Source organism: Mesorhizobium sp. M7A.F.Ca.US.011.01.1.1 (assembly GCF_003998295.1).
GTDB lineage: Bacteria > Pseudomonadota > Alphaproteobacteria > Rhizobiales > Rhizobiaceae > Mesorhizobium.
In genome coordinates, this window is sequence record NZ_RZRT01000002.1 from 422,950 (window position 1) to 440,034 (window position 17,085).

The 17,085-nt window shown below is 63.6% G+C and carries 17 protein-coding genes; 7 read left to right on the forward strand and 10 right to left on the reverse strand.

Translation table 11 applies throughout. The features are described 5' to 3' along the window. Positions 1–383: 383 nt before the first annotated feature. Entirely contained in the window at positions 384–1,160 is a 777-nt protein-coding gene (locus EOA13_RS04535; protein WP_127290028.1) for a DeoR/GlpR family DNA-binding transcription regulator, read from the forward strand. Here EOA13_RS04535 and EOA13_RS04540 read toward each other — a convergent pair. Then, positions 1,157–2,056, reverse strand: coding sequence for an NAD(P)/FAD-dependent oxidoreductase (locus tag EOA13_RS04540; protein WP_127290031.1), 900 nt, complete (start codon positions 2,054–2,056; stop codon positions 1,157–1,159). The genes EOA13_RS04535 and EOA13_RS04540 overlap by 4 nt on opposite strands. Then, entirely contained in the window at positions 2,046–2,495 is a 450-nt protein-coding gene (locus tag EOA13_RS04545; protein ID WP_127290033.1) for an Rrf2 family transcriptional regulator, read from the reverse strand. Before EOA13_RS04545 ends, EOA13_RS04540 begins: the two co-directional genes overlap by 11 nt. Positions 2,496–2,584: 89 nt before the next feature. Here EOA13_RS04545 and EOA13_RS04550 point away from each other — a divergent pair, with 89 nt between their 5' ends. The 6 genes from EOA13_RS04550 to EOA13_RS04575 all read left to right on the forward strand — a co-directional run bounded on the left by EOA13_RS04550 (position 2,585) and on the right by EOA13_RS04575 (position 9,566). Then, positions 2,585–3,496 (forward strand): LysR substrate-binding domain-containing protein, encoded by a 912-nt coding sequence (locus EOA13_RS04550; protein ID WP_013528025.1) that lies wholly within the window; start codon positions 2,585–2,587, stop codon positions 3,494–3,496. Between the two features lie 218 nt (positions 3,497–3,714). Beyond that, positions 3,715–4,869, forward strand: a complete 1,155-nt coding sequence (locus tag EOA13_RS04555) for an ABC transporter substrate-binding protein (protein WP_127290035.1) — start codon at positions 3,715–3,717, stop codon at positions 4,867–4,869. Between the two features lie 173 nt (positions 4,870–5,042). Then, positions 5,043–6,053, forward strand: a complete 1,011-nt coding sequence (locus EOA13_RS04560) for an ABC transporter ATP-binding protein (RefSeq protein ID WP_127290037.1) — start codon at positions 5,043–5,045, stop codon at positions 6,051–6,053. Between the two features lie 223 nt (positions 6,054–6,276). After that, the gene (locus EOA13_RS04565) at positions 6,277–7,242 is read left to right on the forward strand and encodes an ABC transporter permease (RefSeq protein ID WP_127290039.1); all 966 of its coding nucleotides are present in this window, start codon (positions 6,277–6,279) and stop codon (positions 7,240–7,242) included. Further along, a complete protein-coding gene (locus EOA13_RS04570; RefSeq protein ID WP_127290041.1) occupies positions 7,232–8,047 on the forward strand; it encodes an ABC transporter permease in 816 nt (271 codons plus the stop codon). Before EOA13_RS04565 ends, EOA13_RS04570 begins: the two co-directional genes overlap by 11 nt. A 91-nt stretch (positions 8,048–8,138) precedes the next feature. Then, positions 8,139–9,566: a gamma-aminobutyraldehyde dehydrogenase gene (locus tag EOA13_RS04575; RefSeq protein ID WP_127290043.1), complete on the forward strand. Its 1,428-nt coding sequence runs from the start codon at positions 8,139–8,141 to the stop codon at positions 9,564–9,566. Between the two features lie 124 nt (positions 9,567–9,690). Here the strand turns inward: EOA13_RS04575 and EOA13_RS04580 are convergent, their stop codons facing one another. From EOA13_RS04580 to fdhF, 8 genes are all read right to left on the reverse strand, one after another. Then, positions 9,691–10,005, reverse strand: a complete 315-nt coding sequence (locus EOA13_RS04580) for a hypothetical protein (protein ID WP_127290045.1) — start codon at positions 10,003–10,005, stop codon at positions 9,691–9,693. Between the two features lie 54 nt (positions 10,006–10,059). Next, positions 10,060–10,422 carry a nuclear transport factor 2 family protein gene (locus tag EOA13_RS04585; protein ID WP_127290047.1) on the reverse strand — a complete coding sequence of 121 codons (363 nt, stop codon included), beginning with the start codon at positions 10,420–10,422 and terminating at the stop codon, positions 10,060–10,062. 77 nt (positions 10,423–10,499) lie between these two features. Then, positions 10,500–10,979 carry a carboxymuconolactone decarboxylase family protein gene (locus tag EOA13_RS04590; RefSeq protein ID WP_127290049.1) on the reverse strand — a complete coding sequence of 160 codons (480 nt, stop codon included), beginning with the start codon at positions 10,977–10,979 and terminating at the stop codon, positions 10,500–10,502. A gap of 110 nt (positions 10,980–11,089) precedes the next feature. Further along, the gene (locus tag EOA13_RS04595) at positions 11,090–12,643 is read right to left on the reverse strand and encodes an alpha/beta fold hydrolase (protein ID WP_127290051.1); all 1,554 of its coding nucleotides are present in this window, start codon (positions 12,641–12,643) and stop codon (positions 11,090–11,092) included. A gap of 111 nt (positions 12,644–12,754) precedes the next feature. Then, on the reverse strand, positions 12,755–13,066 hold the full coding sequence (locus EOA13_RS04600) for a formate dehydrogenase subunit delta (RefSeq protein WP_023811684.1): 312 nt from the start codon (positions 13,064–13,066) through the stop codon (positions 12,755–12,757). Then, a complete protein-coding gene (gene fdhD, locus EOA13_RS04605) occupies positions 13,056–13,886 on the reverse strand; it encodes a formate dehydrogenase accessory sulfurtransferase FdhD (protein ID WP_127290118.1) in 831 nt (276 codons plus the stop codon). The genes EOA13_RS04600 and fdhD overlap by 11 nt, the downstream gene beginning before the upstream one ends. After that, positions 13,883–14,083 (reverse strand): hypothetical protein, encoded by a 201-nt coding sequence (locus tag EOA13_RS04610; RefSeq protein ID WP_127290053.1) that lies wholly within the window; start codon positions 14,081–14,083, stop codon positions 13,883–13,885. The genes fdhD and EOA13_RS04610 overlap by 4 nt, the downstream gene beginning before the upstream one ends. An 84-nt stretch (positions 14,084–14,167) precedes the next feature. After that, the gene (gene fdhF / locus EOA13_RS04615; protein ID WP_127290055.1) at positions 14,168–17,080 is read right to left on the reverse strand and encodes a formate dehydrogenase subunit alpha; all 2,913 of its coding nucleotides are present in this window, start codon (positions 17,078–17,080) and stop codon (positions 14,168–14,170) included. Between the last annotated feature and the right edge of the window lie 5 nt (positions 17,081–17,085).

Here is a 17,085-nt window from a genome sequence, read left to right on the forward strand (position 1 = left end):
GGGCTTCGACAAGGCGCCGTGAACAGCGCAACGACGGCGGGGAGAAACGTAAATACTCTCGCCGGTGCGGGACGCCAGGATCGGTATCCCGCACCGCACCGACGAGCCCCTTGGCCAGGTTTTTGAGCCCGGCATCCGCCCCCGCGGATCTGAAAATTCCTTGTACAGGCACGTTCCAAACGGCCTGACCACTGAGTTGCGTCTCTGCCCCCAGTCGCAGATCTGAAGCCTGTTGATGTCTTTGATTTCACGCCCGGGTTGCCCGCTTGTCAATAAAAAGGTGTGACTTTTTTTGGGTATTTTGCCCGAAAGCATAAGGCAGTTCCTTTAAAAGCACTTGAATTACCTTAGAATCGGTCAGGAGCATCAGTTCGGGAAACCAGATGGCCCAGTCCAAACGACACGGCGAGATCCTGCGTCTCCTGCAGGAAGAGGGCACCGTCACCATCGCCAGTCTGGCCGACCGGCTGGGCGTGTCGCTCGAGACAGTGCGCCGCGACGTCAAGCCACTGACTGGTGATGGCTCTGTCCTCAAGATGCATGGTGCCATCGGCCTGCCGTCGATGATCGGCGAAGCGCCGTTCGAGCGGCGCATGCGTGAGAACGCCGACGCCAAGCGCGTGATTGCCCGCATGGTCGCCGCCACCATCCGCGACGGCGAATCGATCATGCTCGACACCGGAACGACGACCTCGTTCCTTGCGCGTGAACTGCTCGGCCACCGACGCCTGACGGTCGTCACCAATTCCTCGGACATTGCCCGCACGCTGGCCACCATCAACGGCAATAAGGTCTATATGGCGGGCGGCGAGCTGCGCAGCGATTCCGGCGCTGCTTTCGGCGCCTCGGCAATCGATTTTGTCAGTCGTTTTTCGGTCAGCCACGCCATCATTTCCACCGGCGGCGTCGACGCGGTGATGGGCGTCATGGATTTTGATCTGGATGAGGCCGAGTTCGCCCGCATGGTGCTGTCGCGCGGCCAGCGGTCCCTGGTCATCACCGATCACTCGAAATTCGGCCGTCTTGGTCTGGTCCAGGTCTGCGGCTTCGACAGCTTTTCCGAACTCGCCACCGACCGCTCGCCGCCGCACGACCTGGCCGCCGCCCTTGCGCAGGCCGGCGCGCGGCTCAGCATCGCCGACGAGGAAGCCGGGTTTTAGCCAAACACCAGCGACTGGTGGGCGCAGACGCCCGCAAAGGTGCCAGCCGATACCGCAAAGGCGATGTTGTGCATCGAACGTGCCGCGTCGCCGGCGGCGTAGACGCCGGGCACGGTCGTCTGCTGCCTGTCATCGACGGTGATTGCCGGACCGAGAAGGCCTTCGGTGAAACCGCAGCCGAGCTGTTCGGCCAGCGGGCTGGCCATGGTGTTGCGCGGCGCGGTGAACATCGCCCTGACGCCGGCCTTTCGGCTATCGTCAAGGTGGACGATCAACCCGCCGGAGCCGTCTTCCCGCAGCTCGGCAACGCTGGTGGGCTCAAACCGCACCTTTCGGCTCTCCAGCGCGCGCATCTGCTCTGTGTCAGGCTCGAACAGGCCGTTGCCGAACAGCGTGACATCGCCCCAATCGCTGATCAGCTGTGCCTGATGCATGGACATCGGACCGGTTGCGAGCACGCCGAGCGGCCCGCCGGAAACTTCGTAGCCGTGGCAATAGGGGCAGTGCAGCACTTTTCTGCCCCAGAGCTCGGCAAGACCGGCAACCTCCGGCAGGATATCGCGCACCCCGGTGGCCAGCACCAGCCGTGCGGCGCCGAATGTCTCATCATTCTCGGTGGTGATCTCGAAACCGTTGCTGCCGGCAGCAACAGCCTTGTCGGCACGCCCGCTGAAAACCCTGGCTGTCGGATAGGCCAGCAGCTGCCGCCTTGCGTCATCTAGGATCGCGCCCGGCGCGCGCCCGTCCTGGCCGAGGAAGCCGTGCGAATGCTCGGCAAAGCGGTTGCGTGGCTGGCCGGCGTCGATCACCAGCACCTTGCGTCCGGCCCGCGCCACCTGGATGGCGGCGGACAGGCCGGCAAAGCTGCCGCCGATGACGGCAAGATCATACTGCATGGCTGGAGACTCCAATGAGGTCAAAACGGCGGCGGAAATCGGCGGTCAGGTCGGCCAACGTGATGCGGCTCAGTTTCTCCGCCAGCAGCTTTTCGGCGGCGATGCGAAAATCGTCGAGCACGGCGATCACCGCCTGCTCGACGAGGCAGCCGGGGCTTTCCGGCTCGGTGCTGAACGGCAGCAGCGTCTCGCCAAGGGCGACGCTGATCTCGGCCAGCGATATGTTTTCAGGCGCACGCCCGAGCAGCCAGCCGCCGCCATGGCCGCGTGACGAGGTGACGATGCCGGCATCGCGCAGTCCGGCGATGGTACGGCGGACCACGACCGGATTGGTGTGGATGAAGGTCGCAAGCTGCTCGGAGGTCAGCGCCTGCTCGGGCTTCTCAGCCATGTGGACGAGAATGTGCAAGATCGAGGACAGTCGGCTGTTGCGTTTCATGTAACTTAGTTAGTTACGATTTGAGAGGCCGTCAAGTGTTCGCCGGTCGCCACTTCCCAGCATCGCCTCCGCCGTGTTTAGTCCGGGCCATGGCTTTCACCATCCGCCAGCTGCAGTTCTTCATCGCCGTGGCCGAGCAAGGCACGGTCTCGGGTGCCGCGCAGAACCTTTCCATCTCCCAATCGTCGGTCACCGAAGCGATCAAGGAGCTCGAAAGCGATCTCGGCGTCGAACTGTTCGAACGCCATCCGCGTGGCCTCAACATCACCCACAAGGGCCACCAGTTCCTGCGCCACGCGACGAAAATCCTCGCGGACGTTTCCGACGCGCGCCGCTCTTTCTCCGGCGAGCAGGCGGTGGCGGCCGGCCGGCTGCAACTCGGCGTCACCTCGCTGGTCGCCGGCTATGTGCTGTCGGATCTGCTCGCCCGCTACCGCCGCGCCTATCCCGGCGTCGAGGTCTCGGCCATCGAGGACAATGGCGATTATCTCGAACACCTCCTGATCGGCGGCAAGCTCGACATTGCCGTCATGGTCACCTCCAATCTGCGCGACCGCACCGCGTTGCAGTCGGAAATCCTCGAAGTCTCGGCCTATCGGCTGTGGCTGCCACTCGGTCATCCGCTTGTCGGCGCCGACATCATCAGCATTGGCGACATTGCCTCCGAAACACTGATCATGCTGACCGTCGACGAGATCGAGGAGAATACCGGCAAGCTGCTGACGGCGATCGGCGCCAAGCCGCATGTCGCCTTCCGCACCCGTTCCGTGGAGGCCGTGCGCAGTCTGGTCGCCACCGGCGCCGGTGTGGCGCTGCTGCCCGACCTCGTCTACCGGCCCTGGTCGCTGGAAGGCGACCGCATCGAATCGCGCGATATTTCCGGCTCCTTGCCGGTGGTCCAGGTCGGCATGGTCTGGCGGCGCGGCTCCGGTCTGCCGCAGGCGGCACGCGATTTCATCGGCCTTGCCCAGTCGCAACGGACGGTCCGCCAGCGTCCCTGAGAGATCGGCTGCCCACCTATCGGAAGAACCGATATCGCCCTTCTGATAAATGAATTTGCGAAACCGGAATTTTCAAAGCACTTTCGGTTCAGGGACCAAGCCGCCATCAGAGCGGCATCAAGCCCAACGGACGAACTGACAGTTTTCAGTCCGCGCGTGACCCCTAGCGAAGACCGAAACCGGCTTTCAGGGTCAGGCGCCTAAATGGGAGATCGACAATGAATTCATTCCTGAAATCGTGCACTGCTCTGACGGTCGCGCTGACCTTTTCCGGTCAGGCCTTCGCCCAGGTCAAGGAACTTGGCAAGGGCGAAGGCCAGGTCAACATCGTTGCCTGGCCGGGCTATATCGAGCGCGGCGAAACCGACAAGGGCTATGACTGGGTGACCTCCTTCGAGAAGGAGACCGGCTGCAAGGTCAACGTCAAGACCGCAAACACCTCCGACGAGATGGTCTCGCTGATGAATGAGGGCGGCTTCGACCTCGTCACCGCTTCGGGCGATGCCTCGCTGCGCCTCGTTGCCGGCAAGCGCGTGCAGCCGATCAACACCGATCTCATCCCGAGCTGGAAGACCGTCGACGAGCGCCTCAAGGACGCGCCGTGGTTCACAGTTGGCGGCGCCCACTACGGCGTTCCCTACCAGTGGGGTCCGAACGTCCTCATGTACAACACCGACGTGTTCAAGGAGGCTCCCAAGAGCTGGAACATCGTCTTCGAGGAAATGAAGCTGCCTGACGGCAAGTCCAACAAGGGCCGCGTCCAAGCCTATGACGGGCCGATCCACATCGCGGATGCCGCCAACTATCTGATGTTCCACAAGCCGGAACTCGGCATCAAGGACCCCTACGAACTGAACGAGGACCAGTACAAGGCGGCACTCGACCTGCTGCGCGTCCAGCGCACGCTGGTCGGCCGCTATTGGCACGACGCCGCCATTCAGGTCGACGATTTCCAGAACGAAGGCGTCGTCGCTTCCGGCTCGTGGCCGTATCAGGTCAACACGCTGGTCGCCGCCAAGAAGCCGGTCGCGTCCACCATCCCGGAGGAGGGCGCCACCGGTTGGGCCGACACCACGATGATGGAAGCCGATTCGGCCAATCCAAACTGCGCCTATATGTGGATGGAACATTCGCTGTCGCCCAAGGTGCAGGGCGATGTCTCGGCCTGGTTCGGTTCGCTGCCCGTCGTGCCCGCCGCCTGCAAGGGCAACGAGCTTTTGACCGACGAAGGCTGCAAGACCAACGGCTACGAGAATTTCGAGAAGATCAAGTTCTGGAAGACGCCGGTGTCGAAATGCACCACTCAGAACGATCAGTGCGTGCCCTACTACCGCTGGGTGTCGGACTATATCGGCGTCATCGGCGGACGGTGATTTTTCTTACCCTCCCCTTGTAGGGAGGGTCGACGCATAGCGTCGGGGTGGGGTGTGCTCGGCCGCTTGCGCCAGATCACCCCCACCCGCGGCTTTGTCGCGACCTCCCCACAAGGGGGAGGTGGGACCTCGCGCGACATCAACACACCAAACCGGCAACGGACTGACAGCCCATGACCTCCGCCGTCTCCTTCCAGAAAGCCTCGCGCCATTTCGGCAGCGTGCGCGCCGTCGACGCGGTCGATCTCGACATCGCGCCGGGGGAATTCTTCGCCATGCTCGGGCCGTCCGGTTCCGGCAAGACCACTTGCCTGCGCCTCATCGCCGGCTTCGAGCAGCCGACATCGGGCTCGATCTCGATCTTCGGCGAACGCGCCGAGGGCGTTCCGCCCTATCGCCGCAACGTCAACACCGTGTTTCAGGACTATGCGCTGTTCCCGCATCTGAACGTGCTCGACAACGTCGCCTACGGGCTGATGGTCAAGGGCGTCGGCAAGGCTCAGCGGCACAAGGCGGCGGAAGAGGCGCTGTCACTGGTGCGGCTGCCCGGCTATGGCGCCCGCCGCCCCGGCCAGCTTTCCGGCGGCCAGCGCCAGCGCGTCGCGCTCGCCCGTGCGCTGGTCAACCAGCCAAAGGTGCTGCTGCTCGACGAGCCGCTCGGCGCGCTCGACCTCAAATTGCGCGAGAACATGCAGGAGGAGCTGAAGTCGCTGCAGAAGGCGCTCTGCATCACCTTCGTCTTCGTCACCCACGACCAGGGCGAAGCACTGTCGATGGCCGACCGCGTCGCCGTCTTCAACGATGGCAAGATCATGCAGGTCGGCACGCCGGAGGATATCTACCAGCGACCGAAGACCCGTTTCGTCGCTGATTTCGTCGGCTCCTCCAATGTGCTGCCGCCGGATTTCGTCCAGCGTTATTCCGGCCAGCATCGCTGGGGCAGCCTGCGCCCTGAATCCATTCGCGTCGGCCGCGCGGCCAGCGGGGGCACAAGTGGTGAAGGCGTGTCCGCCCGCCTCGTCTCGACCAACTATCTCGGCGCCACGACAAAACTGGCGCTCGACGCCGACGGGCTGCGGCTGCACGCCATCGTGCCCGCCGGCGCGGCCTTGCCCGGGGAAGGCGAGGCGGTCGTGCTGACTTTCAACCGCGAGCACCTGCATCTGATGGACGAGCCGGCATGATGGAGGTTTGTGCGCAGCACCCCCCTCTGTCCTGCCGGACATCTCCCCCGCAAGGGGGGAGATCAGCAGTTTGTCTGTCCCGCCAGTTCTGTAACGTCGGAGATTGGCGAAGCCAGCGGCGACAGCCAATCTCCCCCCTTGCGGGGGAGATGTCCGGCAGGACAGAGGGGGGTGTGAAGGAACGCGGCCTCACCGTCGTTGATCCAACCACTGCGATGTCGCCATGACAATCGCCGCGCTCGACTCCAATCCCACCCCCGCCATCCTGCCGGGTAGCGGCGGTCTGCGCGGCGCCCTGTCGGATCTTTTCTGGCGCAAGCCGAAGGTCCTTCTGTTGCTCATGCTGCTGCCGCCGGTTCTATGGCTTGGCATCGTCTATATCGGCTCGCTGTTTGCGCTCCTGGCGCAGAGCTTTTTCTCCATCGACGAGTTTTCCGGTCTCATCAACCGTGAGTTCACGCTCAAGACCTATGGTGACCTGTTCCAGGCCGCCAATCTCGATATCATCCTGCGCACGGTGACGATGGCGGCCCTGGTCACGCTGGCCTCGGCCGTCATCGCTTTCCCCATCGCCTACTACGCCGCGCGTTATGCGCGCGGCCGCTGGAAGGCCTTGTTCTATCTCGGCATCATGCTGCCGCTGTGGTCGAGCTATCTGGTCAAGATCTACGCCTGGAAGCTGATCCTCGCCAAGGAAGGCATCCTCACCTGGCTGCTCGCCAAGCTGCATTTGTTGTGGGTGCTCGACGCCTGGCTGTCGCTGCCGATCGTCGGCGGCAATTCGCTGTCGGTATCGTTCACCGGCACCTTCATCGTCTTCGTCTACGTCTGGCTGCCGTTCATGATCCTGCCGGTACAGGCGGCGCTCGAGCGCGTGCCCGGCAATCTCGTCGAGGCCTCGTCCGATTTGGGCGCTTCGCCCGGCCAGACCTTCCGCAACGTGCTGTTCCCGCTGGCGCTGCCGGGCATCGTCGCCGGTTCGATCTTCACCTTCTCGCTGACGCTCGGCGACTATATCATTCCGCAGATCATCGGCACCTCGCGGCTGTTCATCGGCCAAGCCGTCTATTCGCAGCAAGGCACCGCCGGCAACATCCCGCTCGCCGCCGCCTTCACCGTGGTGCCGATCGTCATCATGGGCTTCTATCTCTGGGGCGCCAAGCGCATGGGGGCCTTCGATGCGCTCTGATGGTTCCCAGTCGGCGCCGCTCGGCCTGAAGATCGCCGCCGCCTGCGGCCTGCTGTTCCTGCATCTGCCGATCCTGCTGATCTTCGTCTACGCCTTCACCACCGAGGAGAAGAGCTTCGTCTGGCCGCCGCCAGGGCTGACGACGCAATGGTTCGCCGTCACCTGGAACCGGCCGGATGTCTGGCAGGCGCTGTCGCTATCGGTCAGGGTTGCCTCGATCTCGACAGCGATTGCTTTGGTCCTCGGGACGCTCTGTTCGGCGGCGGTGTCGCGGACAAAATTCTTCGGCCGCGAAACCATCTCGCTGCTGGTCATCCTGCCGATCGCGCTGCCCGGCATCATCACCGGCATCGCGCTGCGCTCGGCCTTTTCGCTGGCCGATATCCCGTTCTCGTTCTGGACGATCGTGCTTGGCCACGCCACCTTCTGCGTCGTTGTCGTCTACAACAACGCCGTCGCCCGTTTCCGCCGCACATCGGGATCGATGATCGAGGCATCGATGGATCTCGGCGCCGACGGTTTCCAGACCTTCCGTCATATCGTGCTGCCCAACATCGCCACGGCACTGCTTGCCGGCGGCATGCTGGCCTTCGCGCTGTCCTTCGACGAGGTCATCGTCACCACCTTCACCGCCGGACAGCAGCAGACGCTGCCGATCTGGATGCTGGAAGAGCTGATCCGCCCGCGCCAGCGCCCGGTCACCAATGTCGTCGCCATGGTCGTCATGCTGGTGACGCTGCTGCCGATCCTTGCCGCCTATTTCCTCACCCGTGACGGCGACCAGATCGCCGGAAGCGGGAAATGAAAAACAGCGAGTAGGGAGTAGCGAATAGGGAATTTCGACGGTCAAACCCTACTCGCTACTCCCCATTCGCTCCTGTTAAGGGAGAAACCTTATGGACACCCATATGCTGATCGGCTCGAAATTCGAGAAGGGCACCGAAACCGAGGAGCCGATCCTCAATCCAAAGACCGGGGCGACCATCCTCAACCTGCCCGAGGCCAGCCAGGCACAGATTGAGGCGGCGGTCACCGCCGCCGAACAAGCGTTCGTCACGTGGTCGCGCACCACGCCGGCACAGCGCTCGGGCTATTTGCTGAAGATCGCCGACCGCATCGAGGCCGATGCCAAGGAATTCGCCACGCTCGAGGCGCTCAATTGCGGCAAGCCGATCAACGCCGTGCTCAATGACGAAATCCCGGCGATCGTCGACTGCTACCGCTTCTTCGCCGGTGCCGTCCGTTCGATGCCCGGCGTCGTCGCCGGCGAATACATTCCCGGCCATACTTCGATGGTCCGCCGCGACGCCATCGGCATCGTCGCTTCCATCGCGCCGTGGAACTACCCGCTGATGATGATGGCCTGGAAGCTGGCACCGGCAATCGCCGGCGGCAACACCGTCGTCTTCAAACCGTCCGAGCAGACACCGCTGACGGCGCTGAAGCTGGCGAAAATCCTTGCGGACATCTTGCCCGAAGGCGTGGTCAATGTCGTGCTCGGCCGCGGCGACAGCGTCGGCAACACGCTGATCAACCATCCCAAGGTCAACATGATCTCGATCACCGGCGATGTCGCCACCGGCAAGAAGGTGCTGCAGGCAGCTGCCAAGTCGGTCAAGCGCACGCATCTCGAACTCGGCGGCAAGGCGCCGGTGATCGTCTTCGACGACGCCGATCTTGGCGCCGTGGTCAACGGGCTGCGCGCCTTCGGCTATTACAATGCCGGCCAGGACTGCACCGCCGCCTGCCGTATCTACGCCGGCAAGAAGATTTACGACAAACTCGTCGCCGATCTCTCCTCGGCCGTCTCGACCATCAAGTACAACCGTCCTGACGACACCGAAAACGAGATCGGCCCGCTCATCTCCCGCCGCCAGCGCGACCGCGTCTCCAGCTTCGTCGAGCGCGCCTCGGAACTGAAGCACATCGAGATCACCACCGGCGGCAAGCCGGGCGAGGGCTCAGGCTTCTACTATCAGCCGACCGTCGTTGCCGGCGCGCTGCAGGAGGACGAGATCGTGCGCCGCGAAGTGTTCGGACCGGTCGTCTCCATCACCCGTTTTTCGGAGGTCGACGAGGCGGTGAACTGGGCCAATGACAGCGACTACGGCCTCGCATCCTCAGTATGGACCAAGGATGTCTCGCGCGCCATGGCGACGGCCGCCCGCCTGCAATATGGCTGCACCTGGATCAACACCCACTTCATGCTGACCAACGAGATGCCGCATGGCGGGCTGAAGCAGTCCGGCTACGGCAAGGACATGTCGCTCTATGCGCTCGAGGATTATACCGCCGTGCGCCATGTGATGGTGGCGCATGGTTGAGAAGTGGTCCGCGTAGCGGACGAAAAGCCAATTGCTTGGCTTTTCGAGCTTCGAACGCCCTGCGCCTGCGAAGGGCCGGGCGTGGCTATTTTCTCTTCTCCCCGTTTTACGGGGAGAAGAGTCGCTACTCCACAACGCGATAAATATTCCATAGGCTGGTGCCCGACACGACATAGGGCTCGATCTCCTTGCCCCATTTCGCGTGCGCGTCGATCTTGCCGATCTTGGCGAAGAACGCCTCCAACTGGGCCAGGCTTTCGACCTGGTGATGGGACTCGACGGTCGCCTCCCGCGCGCCGATAGAACCGGTCATGATCTGGAACTCCAGCTCGGCGAGGCCGACCTGCGAGCCGATCTCGCGTTCCCATTTCTTCAACAGGTCGAGCACGGTCTGCTTGTGTCCGAACTTGGCGTCGATCTGCCATCTGGCGCTGAACATCGTCTTCTCCTCCAGGTTTGCGGCCCAGGCCGCGGTTGACCCACCGGCTGTTGCCTACTCGTCCCAGGCCTGCACGACGGTCTGCCTTGCGATCCGCCCGTTCTTCAGCTCCAGCATCGCCGCGCAGAACACCTTGGTTCCGTCCGGATAGGCGCAGGCCTGGGTGAAGGCGAGGCTGTCGCCGTCGGCGATGGTGGTGTCGACCTTGTGGGTCATCGCCCGGCTGCAGATGTCGTCCCAGAATGTGGTGATCGCGGCGCGTCCGCGGATCTCGCGCGGCTTGCTCGGCGGGTTGTTGCGGTCGATTACCCGCACCAGCGCGTCATCGGCATAGAAGCTCGACAGCATCTTGCCGTCACGGGTCTCGATGGCCTTCTTGATCGCCGCGCCATCCACTGTTTGGGTCTTGGTCAGCATTTCATCCTCCATTGGCCCGTCTTCCGGGCGGTTGATGGTCGAAGTGCTGCCCGGCGCTCGTCGCCGGGCAGGGATTCTTACTGCGACTTCGCCTTGACGGCTGCGAACACGTCGTCGGCCTGCTTCTTGAAGGTCGTCAGATCGACCTGGCTGCCGTTGAGCATCGTCGACCAGTGGCGCACGATGGCGGCCATCGCCACCGCCTCCTTGATCTCCTCGTCACTGGCGCCGTTGAGCTTGGCCGCCTCGGTGTGGAAATAGATGCAATACTGGCACGGGATCTGCGACGCGACGGCGAGGCCCAAAAGTTCCTTGGTCTTGCCGTCAAGCGCCGTCTTCGGGTTGAGCTGCACGCCCTTGATCTCGGCCCAGGCACCGGCGACGGCAACATCCGGCAGCGTCCTGAACATGTCCGGCACCGAGCCGAGCGTTGCCTCGATGTCCTTGTAGGCGGCCGCCGCGGACGCGTCCTCGGCCTCTGCCGGAGCGATGGCGAACAACGCGCCCACGCTTGCAGCGATCACAAGCAATTTGAGTGTCCGGTTCGACTTCAGCATTTCCTCCTCCGTTCGCAGCACCTTTTCCGGCGACATCCGCCTGGCCTGCATGGAGAACACTGATACCGCTTACCCGCCCTTGGCCGCTTCCCCCGAAAGCGCCATGGCTCTCATGGCCCGTGCGGGCCAGGGTGCCTGACCGAGAACGCGGCCGCCGCCGCCCGCGACGGCAGGTCCAGCTTGAGCAGTATGTTGGCGACATGGCGCTTGACCGTATGTTCGCTCAGCCTCAATTCGGCGGCGATCGCGGCATTGCTCTTGCCGTCGGCGACGAGGCTCACCACCTGGCTTTCGCGCGCCGTCAATGCGGCCGGCTCGGCAGCCTTGGGTTTGGGCCGGCAGGCGGGTTCCAGATGTTGTTCGGACGTCGCATGGACCAGCGCCAGCGGCTCCTCCAACTCGTCGACGCTGATGCGCCCGGCGTCGGTGAAATGCAGGCCCGACCCAGCCGCCAGGTCGGCGATCAGACGCGACGCGATAATGTCGCCGCGGCCGGCATGGGCGGCCAGTTGCATCGCCACCCGCGCCGTCATCCCGACCGGCGGACCGCGCACTTCGATCTCGCCGACATGCGCACCTTGCGCGCTTGCCACGCCGATTTCCTGCGCCGCCTCGCGCAGCGCTGCCGCGCAGCGAATGGCGCGTGCCGGGCCGTCGAAGCGCGAAATCATCAACTCGCCATGCAGGCCCACAGAGCGCCCACCATGGCGCCCGACCAGCAGCCGCCAGGTTTCCTGGAAGCGTTGGCTGCGTTCGCTCCACATGCGGTCGCCGAGCCGTGCCGTGTCGTAGATGCGTGTCACCAGAAGTGCAGCCAGCACGCGGTCCACTTCGCCCACGGCGCGCTCGCCGGTCAGGAATTCCTCTATCAGGTCGGCCACCCCATCGACATCGCCGGTCCAGATCGGATGATCGCGTCCTGGAATCTCGACGAGCCGGGCACCGGGAATCTTTTGCGCAAGGAAGCGGCTGGCATCGGGGTCGACCCGCGCATCGTTGCGGCGATGTATCACAAGCGTCGGCGCGCTGATCACGCTCAGGATATGGCGGATGTCGACGTCGGCGTTCATGCGCGCCTGCGCCGCCGCCGCCGTCGGGCTCGCGGACAATCGTTCGAAACGTGCCCACCACTGGGCGAAATGCGCGTCGTCGATCCGGCTCGGCGCGAAATGGGGCAGCGTGGCGCCGGTGCCCCAGGCTGTCTCCGCCATCTCGATGAAAGCGTCGAGGCGTTCGGGCGACATCACCCATTTGTGGAAATGCGCATAGCCGCCATAGAGCGCCAGAGCTCGCGTCCGCTCCGGATAGGTGGCGGCGAACAGCATCGCCATCGGCGCGCCTTCGGAGGAGCCGAGCAGGGCTGCACGGCCGCTGCCGGCGGCGTCCATAACCGCGCGCACATCGTCCATCCGCGTTTCGAGACTGGGCAGGTTATGCGCGTCGACGCGGTCGGAAAGACCGGTGCCGCGCTTGTCGAACAGGATCAGCCGCGAGAATGCCGAAAGCCGCTTCAAGAGCCTGGTATAGCCCTCGTCTTCCCAGTGCAGGTCGAGGTTGGAAATGAAACCCGGCACGAAGACGAGATCGAACGATCCCTGCCCGACCACCTGATAGGCGATCCGCACATCGCCGCTACGGGCGTATCGCGTCTCGATCGGCCTCACGAGATTTCCACCCCGGCCTGACGATTTCTGGTCGTCAAACCATAGCAGAACAGCGCAGATTGCGGCAGCTAAACTTTAGCGATGGAGAATATAGCCGGCGCGGCTTGGCGACTATTCCTGCGAGGCGGCGACATCGGCAGGGGAGGGCTCGAGTCCGAGTTTGAGGTCGGCCGCAGCCGGCGTGATCGGCCGCCTGATCCTGGCGGAGGCGGCCACCACCAACTCGTTGAAGTTCCCGGTGCCGTCGTCCAGCATTTCGAAGAACTGCCGCCGCATCCTCGGCTCCCAGAACTTGTTGATGTGCTCGGCGACGCCGGCAATGCCTTCCTCGCGCGGCTTGGAATGGAAGAAATCGGCGATCTGGTTTGCCATGCGCACCAGCTTCTCGGCGGTGCTCATAATGTGTTCTTCGTCATGCGACATGCTTGGCAACTCCGCAAACCACCCGGTCGGGGTGGGTGAAAATATCAAAATCGTCGCCGCGAACCAGCGCCACCAGCGTCATGCCAGCCTCTTGCGCCGTGCGGATGGCAAGTGCGGTCGGGGCCGAGACGGCGATGATGAAGGCCGAGCCGATAGAAGCCGTCTTCTGCACCATTTCAACCGAAACCCTGGATGTCACCACGACAGCACCGGATGCGCCATCGATGCCGGCTTTGGCCAGCGCGCCGGCCAGCTTGTCGAGCGCATTGTGACGGCCGACATCTTCGCGCGCCATGACGATGCCCTTGCCAGGTACATAGAAGCCGGCGGCGTGCACGGCGCCGGTCTCGGTGTGCAGCGGCTGCACTTTCGACAGAAGCTTGACCGAACGGACGATGTCGTCGGCATCAAGCGTAAGCTTTGAAGCACCAACCGCGTCGACCGAGCGCATTGCTTCCTCGATCGATTCGATGCCGCAGAGCCCGCAGCCGACCGGACCCGCGAGCCTTCGCCGCCGCGCTTCGAAGCGGGTGTTGGCTCGGTCTTTCAGCCGGATCTGGATGTCGATGCCGGCGCCATGATCCTCGACCTCGATCGCCTCGATCTCGTCAGGTGCGGCGATTATGCCTTCGGTCAGCGAGAAACCGAGCGCGAAATCCTCGAAATCGGCCGGGCTTGCCATCATCACCGCATGCGTCGTGCCGGCAAAGGAGAACGCCACCGGCGTCTCTTCCGGCACCATGCGATTGGCCGCCGCAGTGCCGCTGGCGCGATGGGCGAGACGGGAAATCTGGCTGGTAGGCCGGCGGGAACGCATCAGCTTTGCTTCATCCAAACAGGCGTCAGTTCGGGAACATCATGCGCAATGGCTTCAAACGCCTCGTAGTGCCCATTGCCCATTATCTTGCCGACGATGCTCCGAAGCTTTTCGAAATCCTCTTTGGCAGCATGTCCCTGAATATCACTTAGGAAGCGATCCAGATCGGCGCCTTGCTTCTCACAAAGGCGAAGGAGCATTTCGTAGGCTTCCTTTCGAGTCACCTTTGTTCCTCCGTCATTGCAACGTCGCCTTCATTTTATCGAAAGCGAGGTTCCCAAAAGCTATTCCGCCGCTTCCAGCTTCGCGATGCGGCGGCTCTGCTCGGCCTGCTCGTTATAGTCGCGCTGCCATTCCGACGGTCCGTTGGAGGCGCCGACCTGCACCGCCGTCACCTTGTATTCCGGACAGTTCGTCGCCCAGTCGGAGAAGTCGGTGGTGATCACGTTGGCCTGCGTGTCCGGATGATGGAACGTCGTGTAGACCACACCGGGCGACACACGGTCGGTGATCAGCGCGCGCAGCGTCGTTTCTCCCGAGCGACTCGTCAGCCGGACCCAGTCGCCGTCGCGCAAGCCGCGGTTCTCGGCATCGTGCGGATGGATCTCCAGCCGGTCCTCCGAGTGCCACATGCTGTTGTCGGTGCGCCTGGTCTGCGCGCCGACATTGTACTGGCTGAGGATGCGGCCGGTGGTGAGCAGCAGCGGGAAGCGCGGCCCCGTCCTTTCGTCCGTCGCCACATATTCGGTCCGGATGAACTTGCCCTTGCCGCGCACGAACCCGTCGATATGCATGATCGGGGTGCCGAGCGGCGCCTTCTCGTTGCAGGGCCATTGCACGGATCCGACACGGTCGAGCAGCTCGAAGGAGACGCCAGCGAAGCTCGGCGTGGTCATCGCGATCTCGTCCATGATCTGCGAGGGATGCTGATAGTTCCAGTCCAGCCCGATCGCGCGGGCAAGCTCCTGCGTCGCCTCCCAATCGGCGTAGCGCGCCTTCGGCTCAAGAACCTTGCGCACCATGTTGATGCGGCGCTCTGCGTTGGTGAAGGTGCCGTCCTTCTCCAGGAAGGTCGAGCCCGGCAGGAAGACATGCGCGTAGTTCGCCGTCTCGTTGAGGAAGAGGTCGTGCACGACGACGCATTCCATCGCGGCAAGGCCGGCGGCGACATGCTTGGTGTCGGGATCGGACTGCAGAATGTCTTCGCCCTGGATGTAGATGCCCTTGAAACTGCCGTCAACGGCGGCGTCCAGCATGTTGGGGATGCGCAGGCCGGGTTCGTCGTCCAGCTTCACGCCCCACAAGGTCTCATAGATATCGCGCACGGCTTCGCCGGAGATGTGGCGATATCCCGGCAGTTCGTGCGGGAAGGAGCCCATGTCGCACGAGCCCTGCACATTGTTCTGGCCGCGCAGCGGATTCACGCCGACGCCGGGCCGGCCGATATTGCCGGTGGCCATGGCGAGATTGGCGATTGCCATCACAGTGGTCGAACCCTGGCTGTGTTCCGTCACGCCGAGGCCGTAATAGATCGCGCCGTTGCCGCCGGTGGCGTAGAGACGCGCAGCACCGCGGATCAGCTCGGGATCGACGCCGGACAATTTGCCGACGGTTTCGGGGCTGTTTTCCGGCAAGGCGACGAACGATGCCCAATCCTGGAACTCCGTCCAGTCGCAGCGTTCGCGGATAAAGGCTTCGTCGAACAGGCCCTCGGTGACGATCACATGCGCCAGCGCCGTCAGCACAGCCACATTGGTGCCGGGCTTCAGCGGCAGGTGGTAATCCGCTTCGATATGGGCCGACTTGACCATCTCGGTGCGGCGCGGATCGAGCACGATCAGCTTGGCGCCCTGGCGCAGCCGCTTCTTCAGCCGCGAGGCGAACACCGGGTGGGCGGAAGCCGGATTGGCGCCGATGATGACGGCGACGTCGGTGAAGTCGACGGAATCGAAATCCTGCGTGCCGGCGGAGGTGCCATAGGTCTGGCCGAGCCCGTAGCCCGTCGGCGAATGGCAGACTCGTGCGCAGGTGTCGACATTGTTGTTGCGGAAACCTTGCCGCACCATCTTCTGGACTAGGTAAGTTTCCTCATTGGTGCAGCGCGAGGAGGTTATGCCGCCGATCGAGGTGCGTCCATACTGGTACTGGATGCGGCGGAATTCCTTGGCCGTATGGGCGATCGCCTCTTCCCAACTCACCTCGCGCCACGGGTCGGTGACCTTTTCCCGGATCATCGGCGACAGGATGCGGTCTTTATGGGTGGCATAGCCATAGGCGAAACGGCCCTTGACGCAGGAATGGCCGTGGTTCGCCTTGCCCTCCTTATAGGGCATCATGCGAACGACTTCGTCACCCTTCACCTCGGCCTTGAATGAGCAGCCGACGCCGCAATAGGCACAGGTGGTGACGGCGGAGCGCTCCGGCAGGCCCTTGGCAAGCACCGTCTTCTCACGCAGCGCATCGGTTGGACAGGCCTGGACGCAGGCGCCGCAGGACACGCATTCCGAATCGATGAACGCCTCGTGCATCCCCGCCGAAACCCGGGATTCGAAGCCTCGTCCCTCGATGGTCAGCGCGAAGGTGCCCTGCACCTCTTCGCAGGCCCGCACGCAGCGCGAGCAGACGATGCATTGCGAGGCATCATAGGTGAAATAGGGGTTGGATTCATCGCGGGCGATGTAGTCGACCGCCAGCGAGCCATGGCCGGGCGCCACGCCACCTTCCGGCTTGACGTGGTTGCGACCTTCGATGCCGTAGCGGTTCTCGATCAGGCCGATCGACTTTGCCACTGCATCGAACTCGCTGGCGCCGGTTCCGGCCTGTTCGTTCCAGCCGGTCGGATGGTCGGAGACGTAGAGTTCCATGACGCCGCGGCGAATGGCGTCGAGCCGCTCGGTCTGCGTGCGCACGATCATGCCTTCGCCGACGGGCGTCGTGCAGGACGCCGGCGTGCCGCCACGTCCTTCGATCTCGACAAGGCAGACACGGCACGACCCGAAGGAGTCCAGCATGTCGGTGGCGCAAAGCTTCGGGATCTCGACCCCGCCCTCCATGGCCGCACGCATGATCGAGGTGCCTTCCGGCACGGTGATGCTGCGCCCGTCGACGTTCAGCGTGACCTGCTTCTGCGCCTTCGATTGGGGGGTTCCGTAGTCGATCTCTTCGACGAGGGAGGGGAAGTCGGCCTTGATGTTCATCTGCC